This window comes from Pseudomonas sp. 4CAES_32.4 (assembly GCF_058136335.1).
In genome coordinates, this window is the sequence record NZ_CM176882.1 from 572,585 (window position 1) to 590,626 (window position 18,042).

Here is an 18,042-nt window from a genome sequence, read left to right on the forward strand (position 1 = left end):
GTCAGCATGCAATGGAATCTGGAGCAACTTCGGCTGTTCGTCGGCGTTGCCGAGCAGCGTTCGTTTTCAGCGGTGGCACGCCAGCAGCGCAAGGCGCAGTCGGCAATCAGCAGTGCGATCGCCATGCTTGAGGATGATCTGGGCGTCAGCCTGTTCGAGCGTAGCAGTGGCCGTCAGCCGACTCTCACTGAAGCGGGGGAGGCGTTGCTGGAGGAGGCGCGGGAGGTGTTGCGCCAATGTGAGCGCCTCAACGGTCGGGCCATGGCAATGATGCGCGGCGAGGAAGCGCAGTTGCGCGTGGCCCAGGATGAGGCAATGCCGTATCAGGCGCTGGTGGAAAGTTTCGGCGCACTGGCCGAGCAGTTCCCCAGTCTTGAAGTGCAACTGACCAGCGCCGCCCAAGGCGAAGTCGCGCGCAAACTGGTGGAGCGCCGCGCCGATCTTGGCCTGCTGTTCTATCACGACGAAATCCCCGAAGCGCTGGAGCGACGCGTGCTCGGCAGCGTGGAAATGGTCACGGTCTGCGGGATCAATCATCCGCTGGCGACGCAGTCCTACGTCACCTGCGAGCAACTGGCGCAGCATCGGCAACTGCTGATGTCGACGCAAACCAGCGTCTACCCCGGCAACGAACCGGCCAGCCCGCAAGTGTGGCGCGCCGACAGCTTCTACGTGATGGCCGAATGGCTGGTGCGTGATCTCGGTTGGGCGTGGCTGCCCCGGCATGTGGTGCAATATTCGGCGTATCAAGGGCTGATGGTCGAACTCGACAGCGAATGGACACCGCCGGCGCTGGTGGTCGAACTGGTCTGGCGCCGCGACGAGCCCCTCGGCCCGGCCGCGAGGTGGCTGGCCGAACGTTTTGCCGTGCACTTGCGGGCGATCGGCGACAAAAGTCGATAAACTCCGCCGCCATGAATAGAACTCTCTACACCGCGCTGTTTTATCTGGGGCTGCCATTGGTGGCGATTCGGCTGTGGCTGCGGGCGCGCAAGGCGCCGGCATACGCCAAGCGCATTGGCGAACGTTTCTCCTACGGGATGCCGGCGCTGCAACCGGGTGGCATCTGGGTGCATGCGGTATCTGTTGGCGAGAGCATCGCCGCCGCGCCAATGATCCGTGCTTTGCTGCAACGTTATCCACAACTGCCGATCACCGTGACCTGCATGACCCCGACCGGTTCGGAGCGGATTCAGGCGTTGTTCGCCAACGAGCCGCGCATCCAGCATTGCTACCTGCCATATGACTTGCCATGTGCAGCGGCGCGCTTTCTGGATCGCGCGCAACCGAAGCTCGCGGTGATCATGGAAACCGAACTGTGGCCCAACCACATTCACCAGTGCGCCAAGCGCGGCATTCCGGTGGCGTTGGCCAACGGGCGTTTGTCCGAGCGCTCCGCCAAAGGCTATGGCCGCTTCAGCAAACTCACCGCGCCGATGCTTGCCGAGATGAGCCTGTTCGCCGTGCAGACCGAAGCCGAAGCCCAGCGTTTCCGCGATCTCGGTGCGCGACCGGAAACGGTCGAGGTCACCGGTTCGATCAAATTCGACCTGACCATCGACCCGCAATTGCTGCAACGCGCCGCCGAGTTGCGTGGTCAGTGGCAAGCGCAGGAGCGCCCGGTGTGGATCGCCGCCAGCACCCATGAAGGTGAAGACGAAGTGGTGCTCAGCGCCCATCGTCGCTTGCTGGCCAATCACCCTGACGCGCTGCTGATTCTGGTGCCGCGTCATCCCGAGCGTTTCAATTCGGTGTTCGAGCTGTGCCAGCGCGAAGGCTTCGCCACGGTGCGGCGTTCGACCGGGGTCAATGTCGATGCGCAGACTTCAGTCCTGCTCGGCGACACCATGGGCGAATTACTGTTTCTCTACGCCCTGGCGGACAGCGCATTTGTCGGCGGCAGCCTGGTGCCTAACGGCGGGCACAACCTGCTGGAGCCGGCCGCGCTGGCCAAACCGGTGATCTGCGGCCCACACCTGTTCAACTTCCTCGACATTGCCGCGCAGTTGCGTGAAGCCGGGGCGTTGGCGGAAGTGGACGATGCCGAAGGGTTGGCGGTGGAAGTGCAGCGGCTATTCGAGTTGCCGCGTGATGCACAGCGCATGGCCGAGGCCGGGCTGGCGGTGATGCGCCGTAATCAGGGCGCGTTGCAGCGGTTGCTGGATGGCTTGGCGCGGCTGATCAAATAAAGCAAAAAGATCGTCCGATCGCGGCCCGAGCCTTCGGCAGCGCCTACATTGGAATGCATTTTCCTGTAGGAGCTGCCGAAGGCTCGGGCCGCGATCGGACGATCTTTTGCTTTTAAGGCCGGGCCTTGAGCTGAGCTTCGGCTGCCTTGGCCAAATCCGGCGGGAGGAAATCCTTGTCCGGGTTGTAGTCGGCCTTCAGATAACGCCGCAGATCTTCCAGATCCCCCGGGTTCAACGTCCCCGCCGCCTGCTTCAAACGCAGGTTGTCGAGAATGTAGTCATACCGCGTGTTGTTGTAGTTGCGCACCGAGGTGTACAGCTGACGCTGCGCATCGAGTACGTCGACGATATTGCGCGTACCGACCTGATAACCGATCTCCGTTGCTTCCACTGCACTCTGGTTGGAGATGATCGATTGTTTGCGCGCCTGGACCTGCTCGACGTCGGTGTTCACCGCGCGATGCAGGTTGCGGGTGTTCTCGACGATCTGCCGACGCAGGGATTCGCGCTGCTGCTCGCTCTGATCCAGCTGCGCATAGGACTGACGCACTTGCGAACTGGTCAGCCCGCCGCTGTAGATCGGCACGCTCAGTTGCAGGCCCACGGTGGTCTGTTCAACGTTGCCACCGTAAGGCGCGCCGAACGAATTCGGGTTGCCGAAGCCGAGGGCGTCGTTGTCACCCTTTTCGTATTTAGCTACGGCATCGAGGGTCGGCAAGTGACCGGCCTTGCGCTGTTTCAAGGTCTCTTCCGCCGAGCTGACGGCGTAGTTACTGGCCAACAAATTCAGGTTCTGACGCGCCGCCGTATCAACCCAGGATTTAGCATCGTTCGGCGCCGGCGGCAGAATCGGCAGCGAGTGGACGATGCCCTGAATCGAGTTGTACTGACGGTTGGTCAGGGTGATCAGCGCTTCGAACGCATCATCAACCTGACGCTGGGCAACGATACGGTTGGCCCGTGCGGTGTCGTAACTGGCTTGCGATTGCAGAACATCGGTCTTGTCCGACAGGCCGACATCGAAGCGCTCGTTGGATTGGTCGAGCTGGCGCTTGAACGCGGCTTCTTCGGCCTTGGTCGAGGCCAGGTTGTCCTGGCTGCGCAGCACGTTGAAATAGCTTTCGGCCGATTGCAGGATCAGGTTCTGTTCGGTCGCCGAGAGTTGCAGCGCTGCCTGTTCGTTGACGTCCTTGGCGGCCTGATACTGGAACCAGCGATCGGCACGGAACAACGGTTGGGCGAGGGTCGCCTGATACGAGTGAGCGCTGCGATTGGCAATGGCTGAAGGCTGATCGATCGAAGTGCGCACATTGGCGGTTTCGGCGCCGCCCGACAGGTTTGGCAGCAAACCCGCGCGGGCCTGTGGCACCACTTCTTTCTGCGCGCCGTACTGGGCACGGGCGGCGGCCAGATCGGCATTGTTGTCGACCGCTTCCTGATAGACGCTGACCAGATCGGTTTTGGTCGACAAGGGCGCTTCGGCTGCCCAGGCCATTGCGTTGGACGCACAAGACACGGCAAGAGCCAGTGAGAGTTTGCGCAGCATGAGGCGATCCCTAGCATTAATATTATGGAAGTAATCCGGGCGCCAAAGGTACGGCGCAGGCCCCGCAGCGTCAAGGCGTGGCAGGGCAAAGCGAGTGTAGTTGCGCAATCGGTTCACAACAATCGGCCAAGCCCCTGTATTTGCGCCATTCATCATGGTGATTGCTGCGGTGTTGGCGTTCTTTGCCAGTTGTGTCTAGACTGGCCGGGTTCTTGTCGGGGTGCCTTGCTATGAGGCTGAGATCGAATAATTTCGGATCCCGTTGAACCTGATCAGGTTAGCGCCTGCGTAGGGAACAAGATTTCTCGTCACCCGGCGAGTCCTCTTGTGCTTCGTCCGGGAAATTGTTCGACAATCGAAAGCTCGACGACGATGCACAGCACCAGCCATGGTGCGTCCGTGCCTTTCAGGTTCTGCTCCGACAATCCACTGCCTGGATGCTGTCTGGAGAGCCCGTGATGACTACTACAAAATCAAAAAACGCGATCAACCTGAGTGACTCGGCCAAGGTCGACGAGCAATCGGTCAAGCCGTTCACCCGTTCGCAAAAAGTCTACGTTCAGGGCTCCCGCCCGGACATCCGCGTGCCGATGCGCGAAATCACCCTCGACGTGACGCCGACCGACTTCGGCGGCGAAATCAACGCGCCGGTCACCGTCTACGACACCTCGGGTCCGTACACCGATCCGAACGTGATCATCGATGTGCGCAAAGGTCTGGCCGATGTGCGTTCGGCGTGGATCGACGACCGTGGCGACACCGAGCGTCTGACGGGGCTGAGTTCCAACTTCGGCCGTGAGCGCCTCGCCGACCCGGAACTGACCAAACTGCGCTTTGCCCACGTCAACAACCCGCGCCGCGCCAAGGCCGGTGGCAACGTCACGCAAATGCATTACGCGCGTCAGGGCATCATCACGCCCGAGATGGAATTCGTCGCCATCCGCGAAAACATGAAGCTCGAAGTGGCCCGCGCCGCCGGCTTGCTGGATCAGCAGCACCCGGGTCATAGCTTCGGCGCCAGCGTGCCGAGAATCATCACCCCTGAATTCGTGCGTGAAGAAATCGCCCGTGGCCGCGCAATCATTCCGGCCAACATCAACCACACCGAACTGGAGCCGATGATCATCGGCCGTAACTTCCTCGTGAAGATCAACGGCAACATCGGCAACAGCGCGCTGGGTTCGTCCATCGAAGAAGAAGTGGCGAAACTGACCTGGGGCATCCGCTGGGGCGCGGACAACATCATGGACTTGTCCACTGGCAAACACATTCACGAAACCCGCGAGTGGATCATCCGTAACTCGCCAGTGCCGATCGGCACGGTGCCGATCTATCAAGCCCTGGAAAAAGTCGGCGGCGCGGCCGAAGACCTGACGTGGGAGCTGTTCCGCGACACGCTGATCGAGCAAGCGGAGCAGGGCGTCGACTACTTCACCATCCACGCCGGCGTGTTGCTGCGCTACGTGCCGCTGACCGCCAAACGCGTGACCGGTATCGTTTCCCGTGGTGGTTCGATCATGGCCAAGTGGTGCCTGGCGCATCACAAAGAGAACTTCGCCTACACGCATTTCGAAGAAATCTGCGAAATCATGAAAGCCTACGACGTCAGCTTCTCGCTGGGCGATGGCTTGCGTCCGGGTTCGATTGCCGACGCCAACGATGCCGCCCAATTCGGTGAGTTGGAAACCCTTGGCGAACTGACCAAGATCGCCTGGAAGCACGACGTGCAAACCATGATCGAAGGCCCGGGCCACGTGCCGATGCAGTTGATCAAAGAGAACATGGACAAGCAGCTGGAGTGCTGCGACGAGGCGCCGTTCTACACCCTCGGCCCGCTGACCACCGACATCGCACCGGGCTACGACCACATCACCTCCGGCATCGGTGCGGCGATGATCGGCTGGTTCGGTTGCGCCATGCTCTGCTACGTGACGCCGAAGGAACACTTGGGCCTGCCGAACAAGGATGACGTGAAGACCGGGATCATTACCTACAAGATCGCCGCGCACGCCGCGGACTTGGCCAAAGGACACCCGGGTGCACAGATTCGCGACAACGCCTTGAGCAAGGCGCGTTTCGAATTCCGTTGGGAAGACCAGTTCAACCTCGGTCTCGACCCGGACACTGCCCGTTCGTATCACGATGAAACCCTGCCGAAGGATTCGGCCAAGGTCGCGCATTTCTGTTCGATGTGCGGGCCGAAATTCTGCTCGATGAAGATCACCCAGGAAGTCCGCGAATACGCGGCCAACCAGCGGATCGAAGCGGTCGACGTGGACGTCGCCAAAGGCCTGGCAGAACAGGCCGAGCGGTTCAAGAAGGAAGGCAGTCAGCTTTATAAAAAAGTGTAAGCGGCAAGCTGCAAGCTGCAAGATAAAAGCAGATGCGAAACCTGCTTTTTCTTGCAGCTTGTGGCTTGCAACTTGTAGCTATCACTCCTGTGAGATCAACACCCTTGAGCATTCAACCCAGCACTTACTCCCCCGACCTCGCCGTGCCCGCCGACAAGCGTGTGTTTGGCGGTCGCGATCTGTTTTCCCTGTGGTTCTCCCTCGGCATCGGCCTGATGGTCCTGCAGACCGGCGCATTGCTTGCGCCGGGTCTGGGCCTGTCCGGTTCGTTGCTGGCGATTTTCCTCGGCACGCTGGTGGGCGTGCTGCTGCTGGCCGCCGTCGGCGTGATCGGCAGCGACACCGGCCTGTCGTCGATGGCCGCGCTGAAACTCAGCCTCGGCAGTAAAGGCGCGAGCCTGCCGGCGTTGCTCAACCTGCTGCAACTGATCGGTTGGGGCTCGTTCGAAATCATCGTCATGCGCGATGCCGCCAGCCTGCTCGGCACCCGTGCGTTCAGCGAAGGATCGCTGTGGTCGAACCCGATGTTGTGGACGCTGTTTTTCGGTGCGCTGGCGACGTTGCTCGCCGTTAGCGGCCCGTTGACTTTCGTGCGGCAGATCCTGCGCAAGTGGGGCATCTGGCTGCTGTTGGCCGCCTGCCTCTGGCTGACCTGGAACCTGTTCGCCAAAGCCGATCTGGCCGATCTCTGGTCGCGTGCCGGTGACGGTTCGATGCCGTTCGCCGTGGGCTTCGACATTGCCATCGCGATGCCGCTGTCGTGGCTGCCGCTGATCGCCGATTACTCGCGATTCGGCAAGCGTGCAAAGAACGTTTTCGGTGGCACTGCGGTCGGTTTCTTCATCGGCAACTTCTGGCTGATGAGCCTTGGCGTCGCTTACACCCTGGCCTTCGCGCCGAGCGGTGAAGTCAATGCATTGCTGCTGGCATTGGCCGGGGCCGGTCTGGGCATTCCGCTGTTGCTGATTCTGCTGGATGAGTCGGAGAACGCTTTCGCTGACATTCATTCGGCAGCGGTTTCGAGCGGGATTCTGCTGCGCCTGAAAGTCGAGCACCTGGCCTTGGCCATCGGCGTGATCTGCACGCTGATCGCACTGCTGGCGCCGTTGGCGCAGTATCAGAATTTCCTGCTGCTGATCGGTTCGGTGTTTGCGCCGCTGTTCGGCGTGGTGCTGGTGGATCACTTCATTCTGCGCAAGCGCAGCGCTCAGGTCGCGTCAGCCGCATTGCGCTGGCCGGCGTTGTTGGCGTGGCTGGGTGGCGTGAGCACTTACCACTTGCTGGCGAATCTGTATCCGGATGTCGGTGCAACCCTGCCGGCGCTGGTGCTGGCAGGGCTGTTGCAGCTAGTGCTGGGCCGGGCTTTCAGTTACGGCCGGGAAACAGCTCAGGCTTGAGAATGCCGTTCAGACGCGGGTAAGGAATCTTCAGTTCGACGTGGCCCAGCGCGTAAGGCGCAATGGTGGTCACGTCGTACTTGAGGATCACGCCGCCATAGGTCAGCGCCACGTTGGGGGTCTTCACGAACGGCCAGTTCGCCACGAACTCAGGCTCCTGATCGAGCTTGGTGCTGATCAACCAGCTGTTGTGCGCGACCTGCGCTGCCTTCCAGAAAGCGTCTTCCTGACCCGGCACCAGCATGTCGGACAGGTTCAGCACCTTGTGCTGCTGGCGCGAATAGTTGATGAAACCGCGACCCGGTGTGCCATGGGCGCCGCCGGTATCCAGGTAACTCGACACCTCGATGATCACCAAGCCGTCATGCTGCTCACGTACTTTCGCTTGCAGATAGCTGCTGTTGCGCGGGCCGGCAGTGGCCAGGAATTGATCGCGATAGGCCGCCAGAGTCGGCGCTACCGGGGCGTTTTTCTCGGTGCGGGTCATTTGCAACAGACGTTTTTCGATGATGCCGTCCAGTGCAGGTTCAGCCGGGAAGCGCAGGGTGTCGATGTTCACCAGCGGGCAATCGGGGTTGGAGCAGCCCGGTTTCAGTTGCTCTGATGCATCGCGGGTGGTTTCCAGCGGTGTGCGGTAGTTGGGCTGGAACAGGCTGGCGCACGCGCCCAGGGTCAGGGCGATGGCGGCCACGGAGGCAATTTTGAAAAGCGACATGGGCGTCCTTTCGAAAGCAAGGGAAGGCAAAAAGTTACCGCTTCGACTCTCAACGAAGCAGTCAGTTCGCCACTAAGCTAATTAGAGTGGGTTTCGCCGCCACCGTCCATCCCGCTGACGGTAAAGGGGCTGCATCAAACCATTCCGGCGCGTTAGGATGGCGCGAAGTCGAGGTTGCCAATCACGCAAAGCAACTTCGTAATGGACGTGCTGTAAAGAGGAAGCTTATGACTGATTTTGCCAACGCCATTCCGACCGCCGTCGATATCGTGCGGCGCGAAAAATGCTATGAGGGCTTTTACAAGCTCGACCGTGTTCACCTGCGCCATGAATTGTTCGCCGGTGGCATGAGCCGCGAAATCAACCGTGAAATCTTCGTGCGCCACGATGCCGTGTGCGTGCTGCCTTACGATCCGCAGCGCGACGAAGTGGTGTTGATCGAACAGTTTCGCATCGGCGCGATGGGCAAGACTGACAATCCGTGGCTGGTCGAACTGGTCGCTGGTCTGATCGACAAGGATGAGCAACCGGAAGAAGTTGCTCACCGCGAGGCGCAGGAGGAAGCTGGGCTGGACATCAAGGCCTTGTGGCCGATGACCAAGTATTTCCCGTCGCCGGGCGGCAGCAACGAGTTCGTGCATTTGTACCTGGGGCGTTGCAGCACCGACGGCGTTGGCGGCCTGCATGGCCTGGAAGAAGAGGCAGAAGATATCCGCGTCACGGTCTGGGCCTTTGAAGATGCCTTGCAGGCCGTCCGTGATGGACGCATTGCCAATGCGGCGAGCATCATCGCTCTGCAGTGGCTGGCGCTGAACCGCGCCGAAGTGAGGGGGTTATGGTCGTAAACAAGTTGCGCGATCGCTATCGAGTCGACCTCGTGGGGCTGCAAGCCGCCTGCGAGGCCAACTACGCGCGCCTGATGCGACTGGTGCCGGACATGCGCAACGAGCCCGAGGCACGGCGCATCGCCGTGACTCAGGGCGAGCAGATGCTCGGCGTGCTGGCCCTCGAAGTGCTGCAAACCTGTCCGTACACCACCACGTTGCAGGTACGTCAGGAGCACAGCCTGCCTTGGCTGCCGGTGCCGCAACTGGAAGTGCAGGTCTATCACGACGCACGCATGGCCGAAGTGGTCAGCGCCGAACATGCACGACGCTTTCGCGGCATCTATCCTTACCCGAACGCAGCCATGCACCAGCCGGATGAAAAGGCTCAGCTCAATCTGTTCCTGGGGGAATGGCTGAGCCATTGCCTGGCGTTGGGGCACGAGTACGAAGTCGTACGCTAGTTGTGAACTGCGTCCGGTTCGGCGGTTTCCTCTTTTACTGATCCCCCAGCATAATTGCGGCACTTGATCGATTCCGTGCTTTTGCCTTGGGAGAACGCCTTGCCGAGCGTATCCACGTTGACCTCCGCCGATCCGGCGTTGCTGGTGCAGTTGTCCGACAGCCATCTGTTCGCCGAAGCGGACGGCGCGCTGCTGGGCATGAATACCCGCGACAGCCTGCAAAAGGTCATCGAACTGGTGCTGGGGCAGCAGCCGCAGATCGACCTGATTCTGGCCACCGGCGATATTTCCCAGGACGGCACGCTGCAGTCGTACCAGCAGTTTCGCCAGATGAGCGCGCAGATCGATGCCCCAGCGCGGTGGATTCCCGGTAATCACGACGAACCGTTGATCATGGCCCAGGCCGCCGTGCAGAGCACGCTGCTGGAGCCGGTGGTCGATATCGGTAACTGGCGGGTGACGATGCTGGATTCGGCCGTGCCGGGTTCGGTGCCGGGGTATCTGCAGGACGATCAACTGCAACTGTTGGCGCGTTCGCTGAGCGAAGCGCCGGAACGCCATCATCTGGTGTGCTTCCATCATCATCCGGTGTCGATCGGCTGCGCGTGGATGGAGCCGATTGGCTTGCGCAATCCAGAAGCGTTTTTCGACGTGCTGGATCGTTTTCCACAGGCCCGCGCGGTGTTGTGGGGGCATGTGCATCAGGAAATCGACCGCGAGCGCAATGGCGTGCGCTTGATGGCCTCGCCGTCGACTTGCATTCAGTTCGAGCCGGGGAGTGAGGACTTCAAGGTCGGTGAGCAGGCGCCGGGGTATCGCTGGTTGCGGTTGATGCCGGATGGGCGGCTGGAAACCGGGGTTGAGCGTGTCACCGGTTTCGCCTTCACCGTCGATTACGGCTCCAACGGTTATTGAAAATCCGCGTAGGAGCTGCCGGAGGCTGCGATCTTTTGATCCTGTTTTTTAAAATCAAAAGATCGCAGCCTCCGGCAGCTCCTACAGGATGCAGGCAGGCATCATTTGGATGGCCCTTCCTGCCCTGACTCCCTGTAAACTCCGCTATCTTTGGCCGACACTCAGGGAGCTCAAATGTCCGGTTCGATCCTCTATATCCACGGTTTCAACAGCGCCCCGGCCTCAAAAAAGGCCTGTCAGCTGGTAACGGTGATGGAGCAACTGGGTTTGAGCGACAAACTGCGTGTTCCGGCCCTGCACCATCACCCGCGCGAAGCCATCGGTCAGTTGGAGCAAGCGATTGCCGAACTGGGCCGGCCGCTGCTGGTGGGAAGCTCCCTCGGCGGCTACTATGCGACTCACCTGGCCGAGCGCCATGGCCTGAAAGCCCTGCTGGTCAACCCGGCGGTCAGCCCGCACCGGATGTTCGACGGCTATCTGGGCACGCGGAAAAACCTGTATACCGATGAAACCTGGGAGTTGACCCACGACCACGTCACGGCCCTGGCCGAACTGGAAGTGCCGGCGCCGCAGGATGCCCAGCGCTATCAGGTATGGTTGCAGACCGGCGATGAAACACTGGATTATCGCCTCGCCCAGCAGTATTACCGCGCCTGTGCCTTGCGCATTCAGGCCGGCGGCGACCACAGTTTCCAAGGCTTTGCCGGGCAATTGCCGGCGTTGCTGAGTTTTGCCGGCATTGGTGCCGATGTGTATCAGGCAATCGATTTCACCGCACTGTGAAGTCTTGCCCCTATTTCATGAATGACTGACGACGAGACCCTATGGCCACTCCCAGCGCTAGCTCTTATAACGCCGACGCCATCGAAGTCCTCTCGGGCCTCGACCCGGTGCGCAAACGCCCCGGCATGTACACCGACACCAGTCGGCCGAACCACCTCGCCCAGGAAGTCATCGACAACAGCGTCGACGAAGTCTTGGCCGGCCACGCCAAATCGGTACAGGTCATCCTGCACGCCGACCACTCGCTGGAAGTCAGCGACGACGGCCGTGGCATGCCGGTCGACATCCACCCGGAAGAGGGCGTTTCGGGCGTCGAACTGATCCTCACCAAGCTCCATGCGGGCGGCAAGTTTTCCAACAAGAACTACCAGTTCTCCGGCGGTCTGCACGGTGTGGGTATTTCCGTGGTCAACGCCTTGTCGACCGAAGTGCGCGTACGCGTAAAGCGTGACGGCAACGAATATCAGATGACCTTCAACGACGGCTTCAAAGCCTCGGAGCTGGAAATCGTCGGCACGGTCGGCAAGCGCAACACCGGCACCAGCGTGTACTTCGCGCCGGATCCGAAATACTTCGACTCACCAAAATTCTCCATCAGTCGCCTGAAGCACGTACTCAAGGCCAAGGCTGTGTTGTGCCCGGGCCTGCTGGTCAGCTTCGAAGACAAAGGCACCGGCGAGAAAGTCGAGTGGCATTACGAAGACGGCCTGCGCTCCTATCTGGTCGACGCCGTCAGCGAATTCGAACGCCTGCCGAACGAGCCGTTCTGCGGCGCTTTCGCCGGTAATAAAGAGGCGGTCGACTGGGCGCTGCTGTGGTTGCCGGAAGGTGGCGACGCAGTGCAGGAAAGCTACGTCAACCTGATCCCGACGGCGCAGGGCGGTACTCACGTCAATGGTTTGCGTCAGGGTTTGCTCGACGCGATGCGCGAGTTCTGCGAGTTCCGCAGTCTGCTGCCGCGTGGCGTGAAGCTGGCGCCGGAAGACGTCTGGGAGCGTATCGCGTTCGTCCTGTCGATGAAAATGCAGGAACCGCAATTCTCCGGCCAGACCAAAGAGCGACTGTCGTCCCGTGAAGCGGCGGCGTTCGTCTCCGGTGTGGTCAAGGACGCCTTCAGCCTGTGGCTTAACGCCAACCCGGAAACCGGTCTGGCCCTGGCCGAACTGGCGATCAACAACGCCGGTCGTCGTCTCAAGGCGAGCAAAAAGGTCGAGCGCAAACGCGTCACTCAGGGCCCAGCGTTGCCGGGCAAACTGGCGGACTGCGCCGGGCAGGACCCGATGCGTTCCGAGCTGTTCCTGGTCGAGGGTGATTCCGCTGGTGGTTCCGCCAAACAAGCTCGGGACAAGGAATTCCAGGCGATCCTGCCGTTGCGCGGCAAGATCCTCAACACTTGGGAAGTCGACGGCAGTGAAGTCCTGGCCAGTCAGGAAGTGCACAACATTGCCGTGGCCATCGGTGTCGATCCGGGCGCGGCGGACATGAGCCAGCTGCGCTACGGCAAGATCTGCATCCTCGCCGACGCCGACTCCGACGGTCTGCACATTGCGACATTGCTCTGCGCCTTGTTCGTCCAGCATTTCCGCCCGTTGGTGGATGCCGGTCACGTTTATGTCGCCATGCCGCCGCTGTACCGCATCGACTTGGGCAAAGAGATCTACTACGCCCTCGACGAAGCCGAGCGCGACGGCATTCTCGACCGTTTGGTCGCCGAGAAGAAACGCGGCAAACCACAGGTCACCCGATTCAAAGGTCTGGGTGAAATGAACCCGCCACAGCTGCGCGAAACCACCATGGACCCGAACACCCGGCGTCTGGTGCAACTGACGCTGGGCGAAGACTTCGCGCAAACCTCGGAAATGATGGACATGCTGCTGGCGAAGAAACGCGCCCCTGACCGCAAGAGCTGGCTGGAATCCAAAGGCAACCTCGCCGAGGTGCTGGCCTGATGCGGTTTGGCTGGGCCTTGGCGGGTGCTTTGCTGCTGAGTTCGATGGGTGTGTCGGCGGAACCGTTGCAGGAATTGCGTGTGCTGTCCGAGCATCCGGTCGAGGGCATGCGCGGCGGCAACCTGTCGGGGCTGGCCTTGTGTGGCGGCGAGTTGTGGACGGTGTCGGACCGCGATGATGATCAGATCTACCGGCTCAATATCGCCGATCAGGTCTGGCAGGCCGAAGCCTTGCACATCGACGTGCCACTGGTGCCGGACACCGGTTTGCCATGGGGCTTGCGTTCGCGCAACTGGGCCGCGTCGTTCGTGCGCGGTGGCGATCTGGATTTCGAAGGCATCAGCTGCGACAGCGCCGGCAATCGTTACATCGTCAGCGAAGGCCATGCGGCAGTCTTGCAAGTGCCCGTCAGCGGCCCGGCCAACTGGCTGAAAATCTCGCCGATGATGGTGCGCGAAGCGCGGGCCAGCGGCATGCTCCTGCATTTCAATGCGATCTTCGAAGGCCTGGCGATCAACCCGGCGGGCGATCAAATGTGGTTGGCCGCTGAACGGCAAAGCCGCGGTTTGTTGCTGATCAAGCGCCAGCAGACGGTGTGGGATTGCGACGGTCGCTGCGTGCTGCTCAGTGAGGGCGGCAAAGAGATGCAACCGCCGCAGTTCCCCCACGCCAAAGCGGTCGATAAGGACTTTTCCGACATTTCGTTGTTCAACGGCAAACTGTTTACCCTGGAACGCAACGCCTTCCAGATTTGCCGGCGCGATGCGCAGACCTCCAAGGTCGAGCATTGCTGGTCGTACGCTGCCGAACTGCTACAGGCCAACCGCCGTTACGCGCAGAACTACGGGTTGGAAGAGGCATTGATCGTTGACGCTGAAGGCGCGTGGATCGGCGTCGACAACAATTTTGGCCCGCGCGCCGACGGTGAGGTTCGCCCGATCGTCTGGCGCTTCGCCTCGCCTGACGGTGGCTGGAGCGCCAAGCCGTGAGCCAGCAACCTCCAGGCAAACGCGCCGGCCGGGTGCTGATGATACTGGCCTGGTGCGCGGCGCTGTTTCTGGCCACGCGGTTTTTCGGCCAGTGGGAGCAGCGTCAGCAGAATCCGAACGTGGTGGTCAGTTCGGAGCAGGGCGAAGGTTTTATCGAAGTGAAGCTGGCCGGCAACGCCCAAGGGCATTTTGTCGCCAGCGGCCAGATCAACGGCGAGCCGGTGGAGTTCATGCTCGACACCGGCGCCACTGACGTGGCGATCCCGGCGGATCTGGCCAAGCGGTTGAAGCTGGAAGAAGGTTTCGGTGTGACCCTGAGCACGGCCAACGGCCTGAGCCAAGGCTATCGAACCAAAATTGCCCGCCTGCAACTGGGCGACATCGTGCTGCGGGATGTCCGCGCACTGGTGGCGCCGGGGTTGCATGGCGATCAGGTGCTGCTCGGCATGAGCGCCCTGAACAAACTTGAATTTACTCAGCGCGGTGGCACCATGCTGCTGCGCCAGACAACGAACCGATGAGGCCCGCATGAGCGACATCCTTGCAGACAGCTTAGACGGCGTAGAACGCCGGTCGCTGGCTGACTTCACCGAAAATGCCTACCTCAACTACTCCATGTACGTGATCATGGACCGTGCTCTACCGCATATCGGCGACGGCCTGAAACCGGTGCAGCGTCGCATCATTTATGCGATGAGCGAGTTGGGCCTGGACGCCGATTCCAAGCACAAGAAATCGGCGCGTACCGTCGGTGACGTGCTCGGCAAGTTCCACCCGCACGGCGACTCGGCGTGCTACGAAGCGATGGTGCTGATGGCCCAGCCGTTCAGCTATCGCTACACGCTGGTCGACGGCCAGGGCAACTGGGGTGCGCCGGACGATCCGAAGTCCTTCGCCGCCATGCGTTACACCGAAGCACGCCTGTCGCGTTATTCCGAAGTGCTGCTCAGCGAGCTGGGCCAAGGCACTGCCGACTGGGGCCCGAACTTCGACGGCACCCTGCAGGAGCCGCTGGTGCTGCCGGCGCGCCTGCCGAACATTCTGCTCAACGGCACCACTGGCATCGCCGTGGGCATGGCCACCGACGTGCCGCCGCATAACCTGCGTGAAGTGGCGACCGCTTGCGTGCGTTTGCTCGATGAGCCGAAAGCCACGGTCGAGCAGCTCTGCGAACACATTCAGGGCCCGGACTATCCGACCGAAGCGGAAATCATCACGCCGCGCGCCGACTTGCTGAAAATGTACGAAACCGGCAAGGGCTCGGTGCGCATGCGCGCCGTGTATCACGTTGAGGACGGTGACATCATCGTCACCGCGCTGCCGCATCAGGTGTCCGGCGCCAAGGTGCTGGAGCAGATCGCCGCGCTGATGCAGGCGAAACCGTCGAAAGCCCCGCAGATCGCTGACCTGCGTGACGAATCCGACCACGAAAACCCGTGCCGCATCGTGATCATCCCGGTCAACAGCCGCGTCGATCACGACGCGCTGATGCAGCACTTGTTCGCCAGCACCGAGCTGGAGTCGACCTACCGGGTCAACGTCAACATCATCGGTCTGGACGGCAAGCCGCAGCTGAAAAACCTCCGCGCCTTGCTGGTCGAGTGGCTGGAATTCCGCGTGCAGACTGTGCGCCGCCGCCTGCAATTCCGCCTCGATAAGGTTGAGCGTCGGCTGCACCTGTTGGACGGTTTGTTGATCGCTTACCTCAACCTCGATGAAGTGATTCACATCATCCGTACCGAGGAACACCCGAAAGCCAAGCTGATCGAGCGTTTCGCCCTTAGCGAGATTCAGGCCGATTACATCCTCGACACCCGCCTGCGTCAGTTGGCGCGACTGGAAGAGATGAAGCTGCGCGACGAGCAGGACGAATTGCTCAAGGAACAAGCCAAGCTGCAAGCGCTGCTGGGCAGCGAAGCCAAGCTGAAGAAGCTGGTGCGTACCGAACTGATCAAAGATGCCGAAACCTATGGCGATGATCGTCGTTCGCCGATCGTTGAACGTGCCGAAGCCAAAGCGCTGACCGAACACGATCTGCTGCCGAACGAGAAAGTCACCGTCGTGCTGTCGGAAAAAGGCTGGATCCGTTCGGCCAAGGGCCACGACATCGACGCCACCGGCCTGTCGTACAAGGCAGGCGACGGCTTCAAAACCTCGGCGGCGGGGCGTTCCAACCAGTCTGCTGTGGTGATTGACTCCACTGGCCGCAGCTATTCGGTCGCCGCGCACACCTTGCCGTCGGCCCGTGGCCAGGGCGAACCGTTGACCGGTCGTCTGACCCCACCGCCGGGTGCGACGTTTGAATGCGTGCTGATGCCGGAAGACGACGCGCTGTATGTGATAGCCTCGGACGCCGGTTACGGTTTCGTCGTCAAAGGTGAAGACCTGCAAGCCAAGAACAAGGCCGGCAAGGCTTTGTTGAGTCTGCCGAACAACGCGAAGGTGATTGCCCCGCGTCCTGTGACTGATCGAGAGAATGATTTGCTTGCCGCCGTGACAAGCGAGGGGCGTATGCTGGTCTTCAATATCAGCGATTTGCCGCAGTTGGCGAAGGGCAAGGGCAACAAGATCATCGGTGTTCCGGGTGACCGAGTCGCCAGCCGTGAAGAGTTTGTCACGGACATAGCGGTTATCCCGGCGGGCGCCACGCTGATCCTGCAAGCGGGTAAACGCCCTTATAAACTGAAGGCCGAAGACCTCGAACACTACAAAGGTGAGCGCGGTCGACGTGGTAACAAGCTTCCACGTGGCTTTCAGCGGGTCGATGCGCTGCTCGTCGAAAACCTCAATTAAGCGTCCTAGAGCGCTCGATCTACGATTTAACGCGTAGATCGACGCTTTGGCGCTGGAGTCGGAACGCATATTCACGGATGATATGGCCTTTCCAAGCGCCGGCGTGGCCGAGCGTTCTTCATAATTATTGAGTATTTTCACTGTGGTCAGCCTTGTGGCGGCCACCTGGACGGGATGATGACTGCGCTGCGCCTTCCACTTATTTTGTTACTCGCTGGCGTTCTTGGCCTGGCGGGTTGCAGTGTTCACCAGCCGGTGTCGCTGTATCAACTGGACAGCGGAAGTCCGGTTCAGCCTGCGCAAAGCGCGGGCATGGCGGTTTTGTTGGGCCCGGTGGTCGTAGCCGACTACCTGCAACGTGAAACCCTGCTGCAACGTCAACCGGACGGTAGTCTGCAAGCGGCGACCGATGGTCGTTGGGCTGGTAGCCTTTCGTCGGATATTGATCAGTTGCTGATGCGTCAGGTGGCTGGCCACCTGGATAGCCAACGTGTGGTGCTGGCACCGGCCACGACCGGGTTTACTCCGGATGTGCAGGTGCTGCTGACCATTACACGTCTGGATTCCGGTGCGAAACAACCGGCGATTCTCGACGCGCAGTGGCGTTTGATCGACCGTCGTGGTCAGGTGCGCGATAACCGTATCGTCCATCTGCAAGAGCTGCATGCCGGCAGCACGGCTTCGCAGGTACAGGCGCAAGGGATTCTGTTGCAGCGTCTGGCCGAGCAATTGTCCGTGGCACTCAAGCCGCTGGCCAATCAGCCGCCAGTAGCCGAAGCACCGCGCAAACAGGCCGCGAAACCAGCAGCGCCAGCGGCAGAAGCCGAGAAGCAGCCGAAGATTCCGATGGCGTCGCCGATTCGTACAGATATGGAAGTGTTCCGCTTCTAAGCCAGGATCGAGTTAAACAGAGCCCGCCTTGTGCGGGCTTTGTTGTGTCTGGGCTTCCAGATCTTCGTCGTCAGAGCTGCCCTCATCGCGGGCAAGCCCGCTCCCACAGGGTCTTCGGCTGTCTGCTCTTTTGTGGGCTCCCACGACCACTGTGGGAGCGGGCTTGCCCGGGATGGGGCCAGTGTGGTCCACAAAAAAAGCCCGCAGACAATCACTCGTCTGCGGGCTTCTTCACA

The 18,042-nt window shown here is 61.0% G+C and carries 15 protein-coding genes and 1 riboswitch; of the genes, 13 read left to right on the top strand and 2 right to left on the bottom strand.

Annotated features, from left to right (window positions below):
• Window positions 1–6 precede the first annotated feature (6 nt).
• Both AC3Y64_RS02515 and waaA read left to right on the top strand, forming a co-directional pair.
• Window positions 7–903 carry a LysR family transcriptional regulator gene (locus AC3Y64_RS02515; RefSeq protein ID WP_489986332.1) on the top strand — a complete coding sequence of 299 codons (897 nt, stop codon included), beginning with the start codon at window positions 7–9 and terminating at the stop codon, window positions 901–903.
• Window positions 904–914: 11 nt separating this feature from the next.
• Window positions 915–2,189 (top strand): lipid IV(A) 3-deoxy-D-manno-octulosonic acid transferase, encoded by a 1,275-nt coding sequence (gene waaA, locus AC3Y64_RS02520; protein ID WP_489986333.1) that lies wholly within the window; start codon window positions 915–917, stop codon window positions 2,187–2,189.
• Window positions 2,190–2,301: 112 nt separating this feature from the next.
• On the opposite strand, the gene AC3Y64_RS02525 is transcribed toward waaA, so the two are convergent.
• The gene (locus tag AC3Y64_RS02525; protein WP_158959147.1) at window positions 2,302–3,735 is read right to left on the bottom strand and encodes a TolC family outer membrane protein; all 1,434 of its coding nucleotides are present in this window, start codon (window positions 3,733–3,735) and stop codon (window positions 2,302–2,304) included.
• 206 nt (window positions 3,736–3,941) lie between these two features.
• Window positions 3,942–4,047: riboswitch (TPP riboswitch) on the top strand.
• Window positions 4,048–4,193: 146 nt separating this feature from the next.
• Between AC3Y64_RS02525 and thiC the strand changes: the two genes are divergently transcribed.
• Together thiC and cytX are read left to right on the top strand one after the other, a co-directional pair.
• Window positions 4,194–6,086 (top strand): phosphomethylpyrimidine synthase ThiC, encoded by a 1,893-nt coding sequence (gene thiC / locus AC3Y64_RS02530; protein ID WP_489986334.1) that lies wholly within the window; start codon window positions 4,194–4,196, stop codon window positions 6,084–6,086.
• Between the two features lie 104 nt (window positions 6,087–6,190).
• On the top strand, window positions 6,191–7,483 hold the full coding sequence (gene cytX, locus AC3Y64_RS02535; protein ID WP_108224379.1) for a putative hydroxymethylpyrimidine transporter CytX: 1,293 nt from the start codon (window positions 6,191–6,193) through the stop codon (window positions 7,481–7,483).
• On the opposite strand, the gene AC3Y64_RS02540 is transcribed toward cytX, so the two are convergent.
• Window positions 7,452–8,198, bottom strand: a complete 747-nt coding sequence (locus tag AC3Y64_RS02540) for an RsiV family protein (RefSeq protein ID WP_489986335.1) — start codon at window positions 8,196–8,198, stop codon at window positions 7,452–7,454. The genes cytX and AC3Y64_RS02540 overlap by 32 nt on opposite strands.
• Before the next feature lie 227 nt (window positions 8,199–8,425).
• Between AC3Y64_RS02540 and AC3Y64_RS02545 the strand changes: the two genes are divergently transcribed.
• From AC3Y64_RS02545 to AC3Y64_RS02585, 9 genes are all read left to right on the top strand, one after another.
• The gene (locus tag AC3Y64_RS02545; RefSeq protein WP_158959151.1) at window positions 8,426–9,043 is read left to right on the top strand and encodes an NUDIX domain-containing protein; all 618 of its coding nucleotides are present in this window, start codon (window positions 8,426–8,428) and stop codon (window positions 9,041–9,043) included.
• Window positions 9,034–9,486 carry a DUF1249 domain-containing protein gene (locus tag AC3Y64_RS02550; RefSeq protein ID WP_034151669.1) on the top strand — a complete coding sequence of 151 codons (453 nt, stop codon included), beginning with the start codon at window positions 9,034–9,036 and terminating at the stop codon, window positions 9,484–9,486. Before AC3Y64_RS02545 ends, AC3Y64_RS02550 begins: the two co-directional genes overlap by 10 nt.
• Before the next feature lie 99 nt (window positions 9,487–9,585).
• A complete protein-coding gene (cpdA, locus tag AC3Y64_RS02555; RefSeq protein WP_489986336.1) occupies window positions 9,586–10,401 on the top strand; it encodes a 3',5'-cyclic-AMP phosphodiesterase in 816 nt (271 codons plus the stop codon).
• Window positions 10,402–10,575: 174 nt separating this feature from the next.
• Window positions 10,576–11,184, top strand: a complete 609-nt coding sequence (locus AC3Y64_RS02560) for a YqiA/YcfP family alpha/beta fold hydrolase (RefSeq protein ID WP_489986337.1) — start codon at window positions 10,576–10,578, stop codon at window positions 11,182–11,184.
• A 41-nt stretch (window positions 11,185–11,225) separates the two neighbouring features.
• A complete protein-coding gene (gene parE, locus AC3Y64_RS02565) occupies window positions 11,226–13,133 on the top strand; it encodes a DNA topoisomerase IV subunit B (RefSeq protein ID WP_489986338.1) in 1,908 nt (635 codons plus the stop codon).
• The gene (locus tag AC3Y64_RS02570) at window positions 13,133–14,122 is read left to right on the top strand and encodes an esterase-like activity of phytase family protein (protein ID WP_489986339.1); all 990 of its coding nucleotides are present in this window, start codon (window positions 13,133–13,135) and stop codon (window positions 14,120–14,122) included. Before parE ends, AC3Y64_RS02570 begins: the two co-directional genes overlap by 1 nt.
• The gene (locus AC3Y64_RS02575) at window positions 14,119–14,643 is read left to right on the top strand and encodes a retropepsin-like aspartic protease family protein (protein ID WP_053116749.1); all 525 of its coding nucleotides are present in this window, start codon (window positions 14,119–14,121) and stop codon (window positions 14,641–14,643) included. Before AC3Y64_RS02570 ends, AC3Y64_RS02575 begins: the two co-directional genes overlap by 4 nt.
• Before the next feature lie 7 nt (window positions 14,644–14,650).
• A complete protein-coding gene (parC, locus tag AC3Y64_RS02580; RefSeq protein WP_489986340.1) occupies window positions 14,651–16,915 on the top strand; it encodes a DNA topoisomerase IV subunit A in 2,265 nt (754 codons plus the stop codon).
• Window positions 16,916–17,092: 177 nt separating this feature from the next.
• On the top strand, window positions 17,093–17,806 hold the full coding sequence (locus AC3Y64_RS02585; RefSeq protein WP_158959157.1) for a PqiC family protein: 714 nt from the start codon (window positions 17,093–17,095) through the stop codon (window positions 17,804–17,806).
• Window positions 17,807–18,042 lie beyond the last annotated feature (236 nt).

Bases quoted from the DNA above. Each gene is read 5' to 3' on its own strand.
- waaA (WP_489986333.1), top strand. From the start codon at position 915: ATGAATAGAACTCTCTACACCGCGCTGTTTTATCTGGGGCTGCCATTG.
- AC3Y64_RS02550 (WP_034151669.1), top strand. From the start codon at position 9,034: ATGGTCGTAAACAAGTTGCGCGATCGCTATCGAGTCGACCTCGTGGGG.
- parC (WP_489986340.1), top strand. From the start codon at position 14,651: ATGAGCGACATCCTTGCAGACAGCTTAGACGGCGTAGAACGCCGGTCG.
- AC3Y64_RS02560 (WP_489986337.1), top strand. From the start codon at position 10,576: ATGTCCGGTTCGATCCTCTATATCCACGGTTTCAACAGCGCCCCGGCC.
- AC3Y64_RS02570 (WP_489986339.1), top strand. From the start codon at position 13,133: ATGCGGTTTGGCTGGGCCTTGGCGGGTGCTTTGCTGCTGAGTTCGATG.
- AC3Y64_RS02540 (WP_489986335.1), bottom strand. From the start codon at position 8,198: ATGTCGCTTTTCAAAATTGCCTCCGTGGCCGCCATCGCCCTGACCCTG.
- AC3Y64_RS02525 (WP_158959147.1), bottom strand. From the start codon at position 3,735: ATGCTGCGCAAACTCTCACTGGCTCTTGCCGTGTCTTGTGCGTCCAAC.
- parE (WP_489986338.1), top strand. From the start codon at position 11,226: ATGGCCACTCCCAGCGCTAGCTCTTATAACGCCGACGCCATCGAAGTC.
- AC3Y64_RS02585 (WP_158959157.1), top strand. From the start codon at position 17,093: ATGACTGCGCTGCGCCTTCCACTTATTTTGTTACTCGCTGGCGTTCTT.
- AC3Y64_RS02545 (WP_158959151.1), top strand. From the start codon at position 8,426: ATGACTGATTTTGCCAACGCCATTCCGACCGCCGTCGATATCGTGCGG.
- thiC (WP_489986334.1), top strand. From the start codon at position 4,194: ATGACTACTACAAAATCAAAAAACGCGATCAACCTGAGTGACTCGGCC.
- AC3Y64_RS02515 (WP_489986332.1), top strand. From the start codon at position 7: ATGCAATGGAATCTGGAGCAACTTCGGCTGTTCGTCGGCGTTGCCGAG.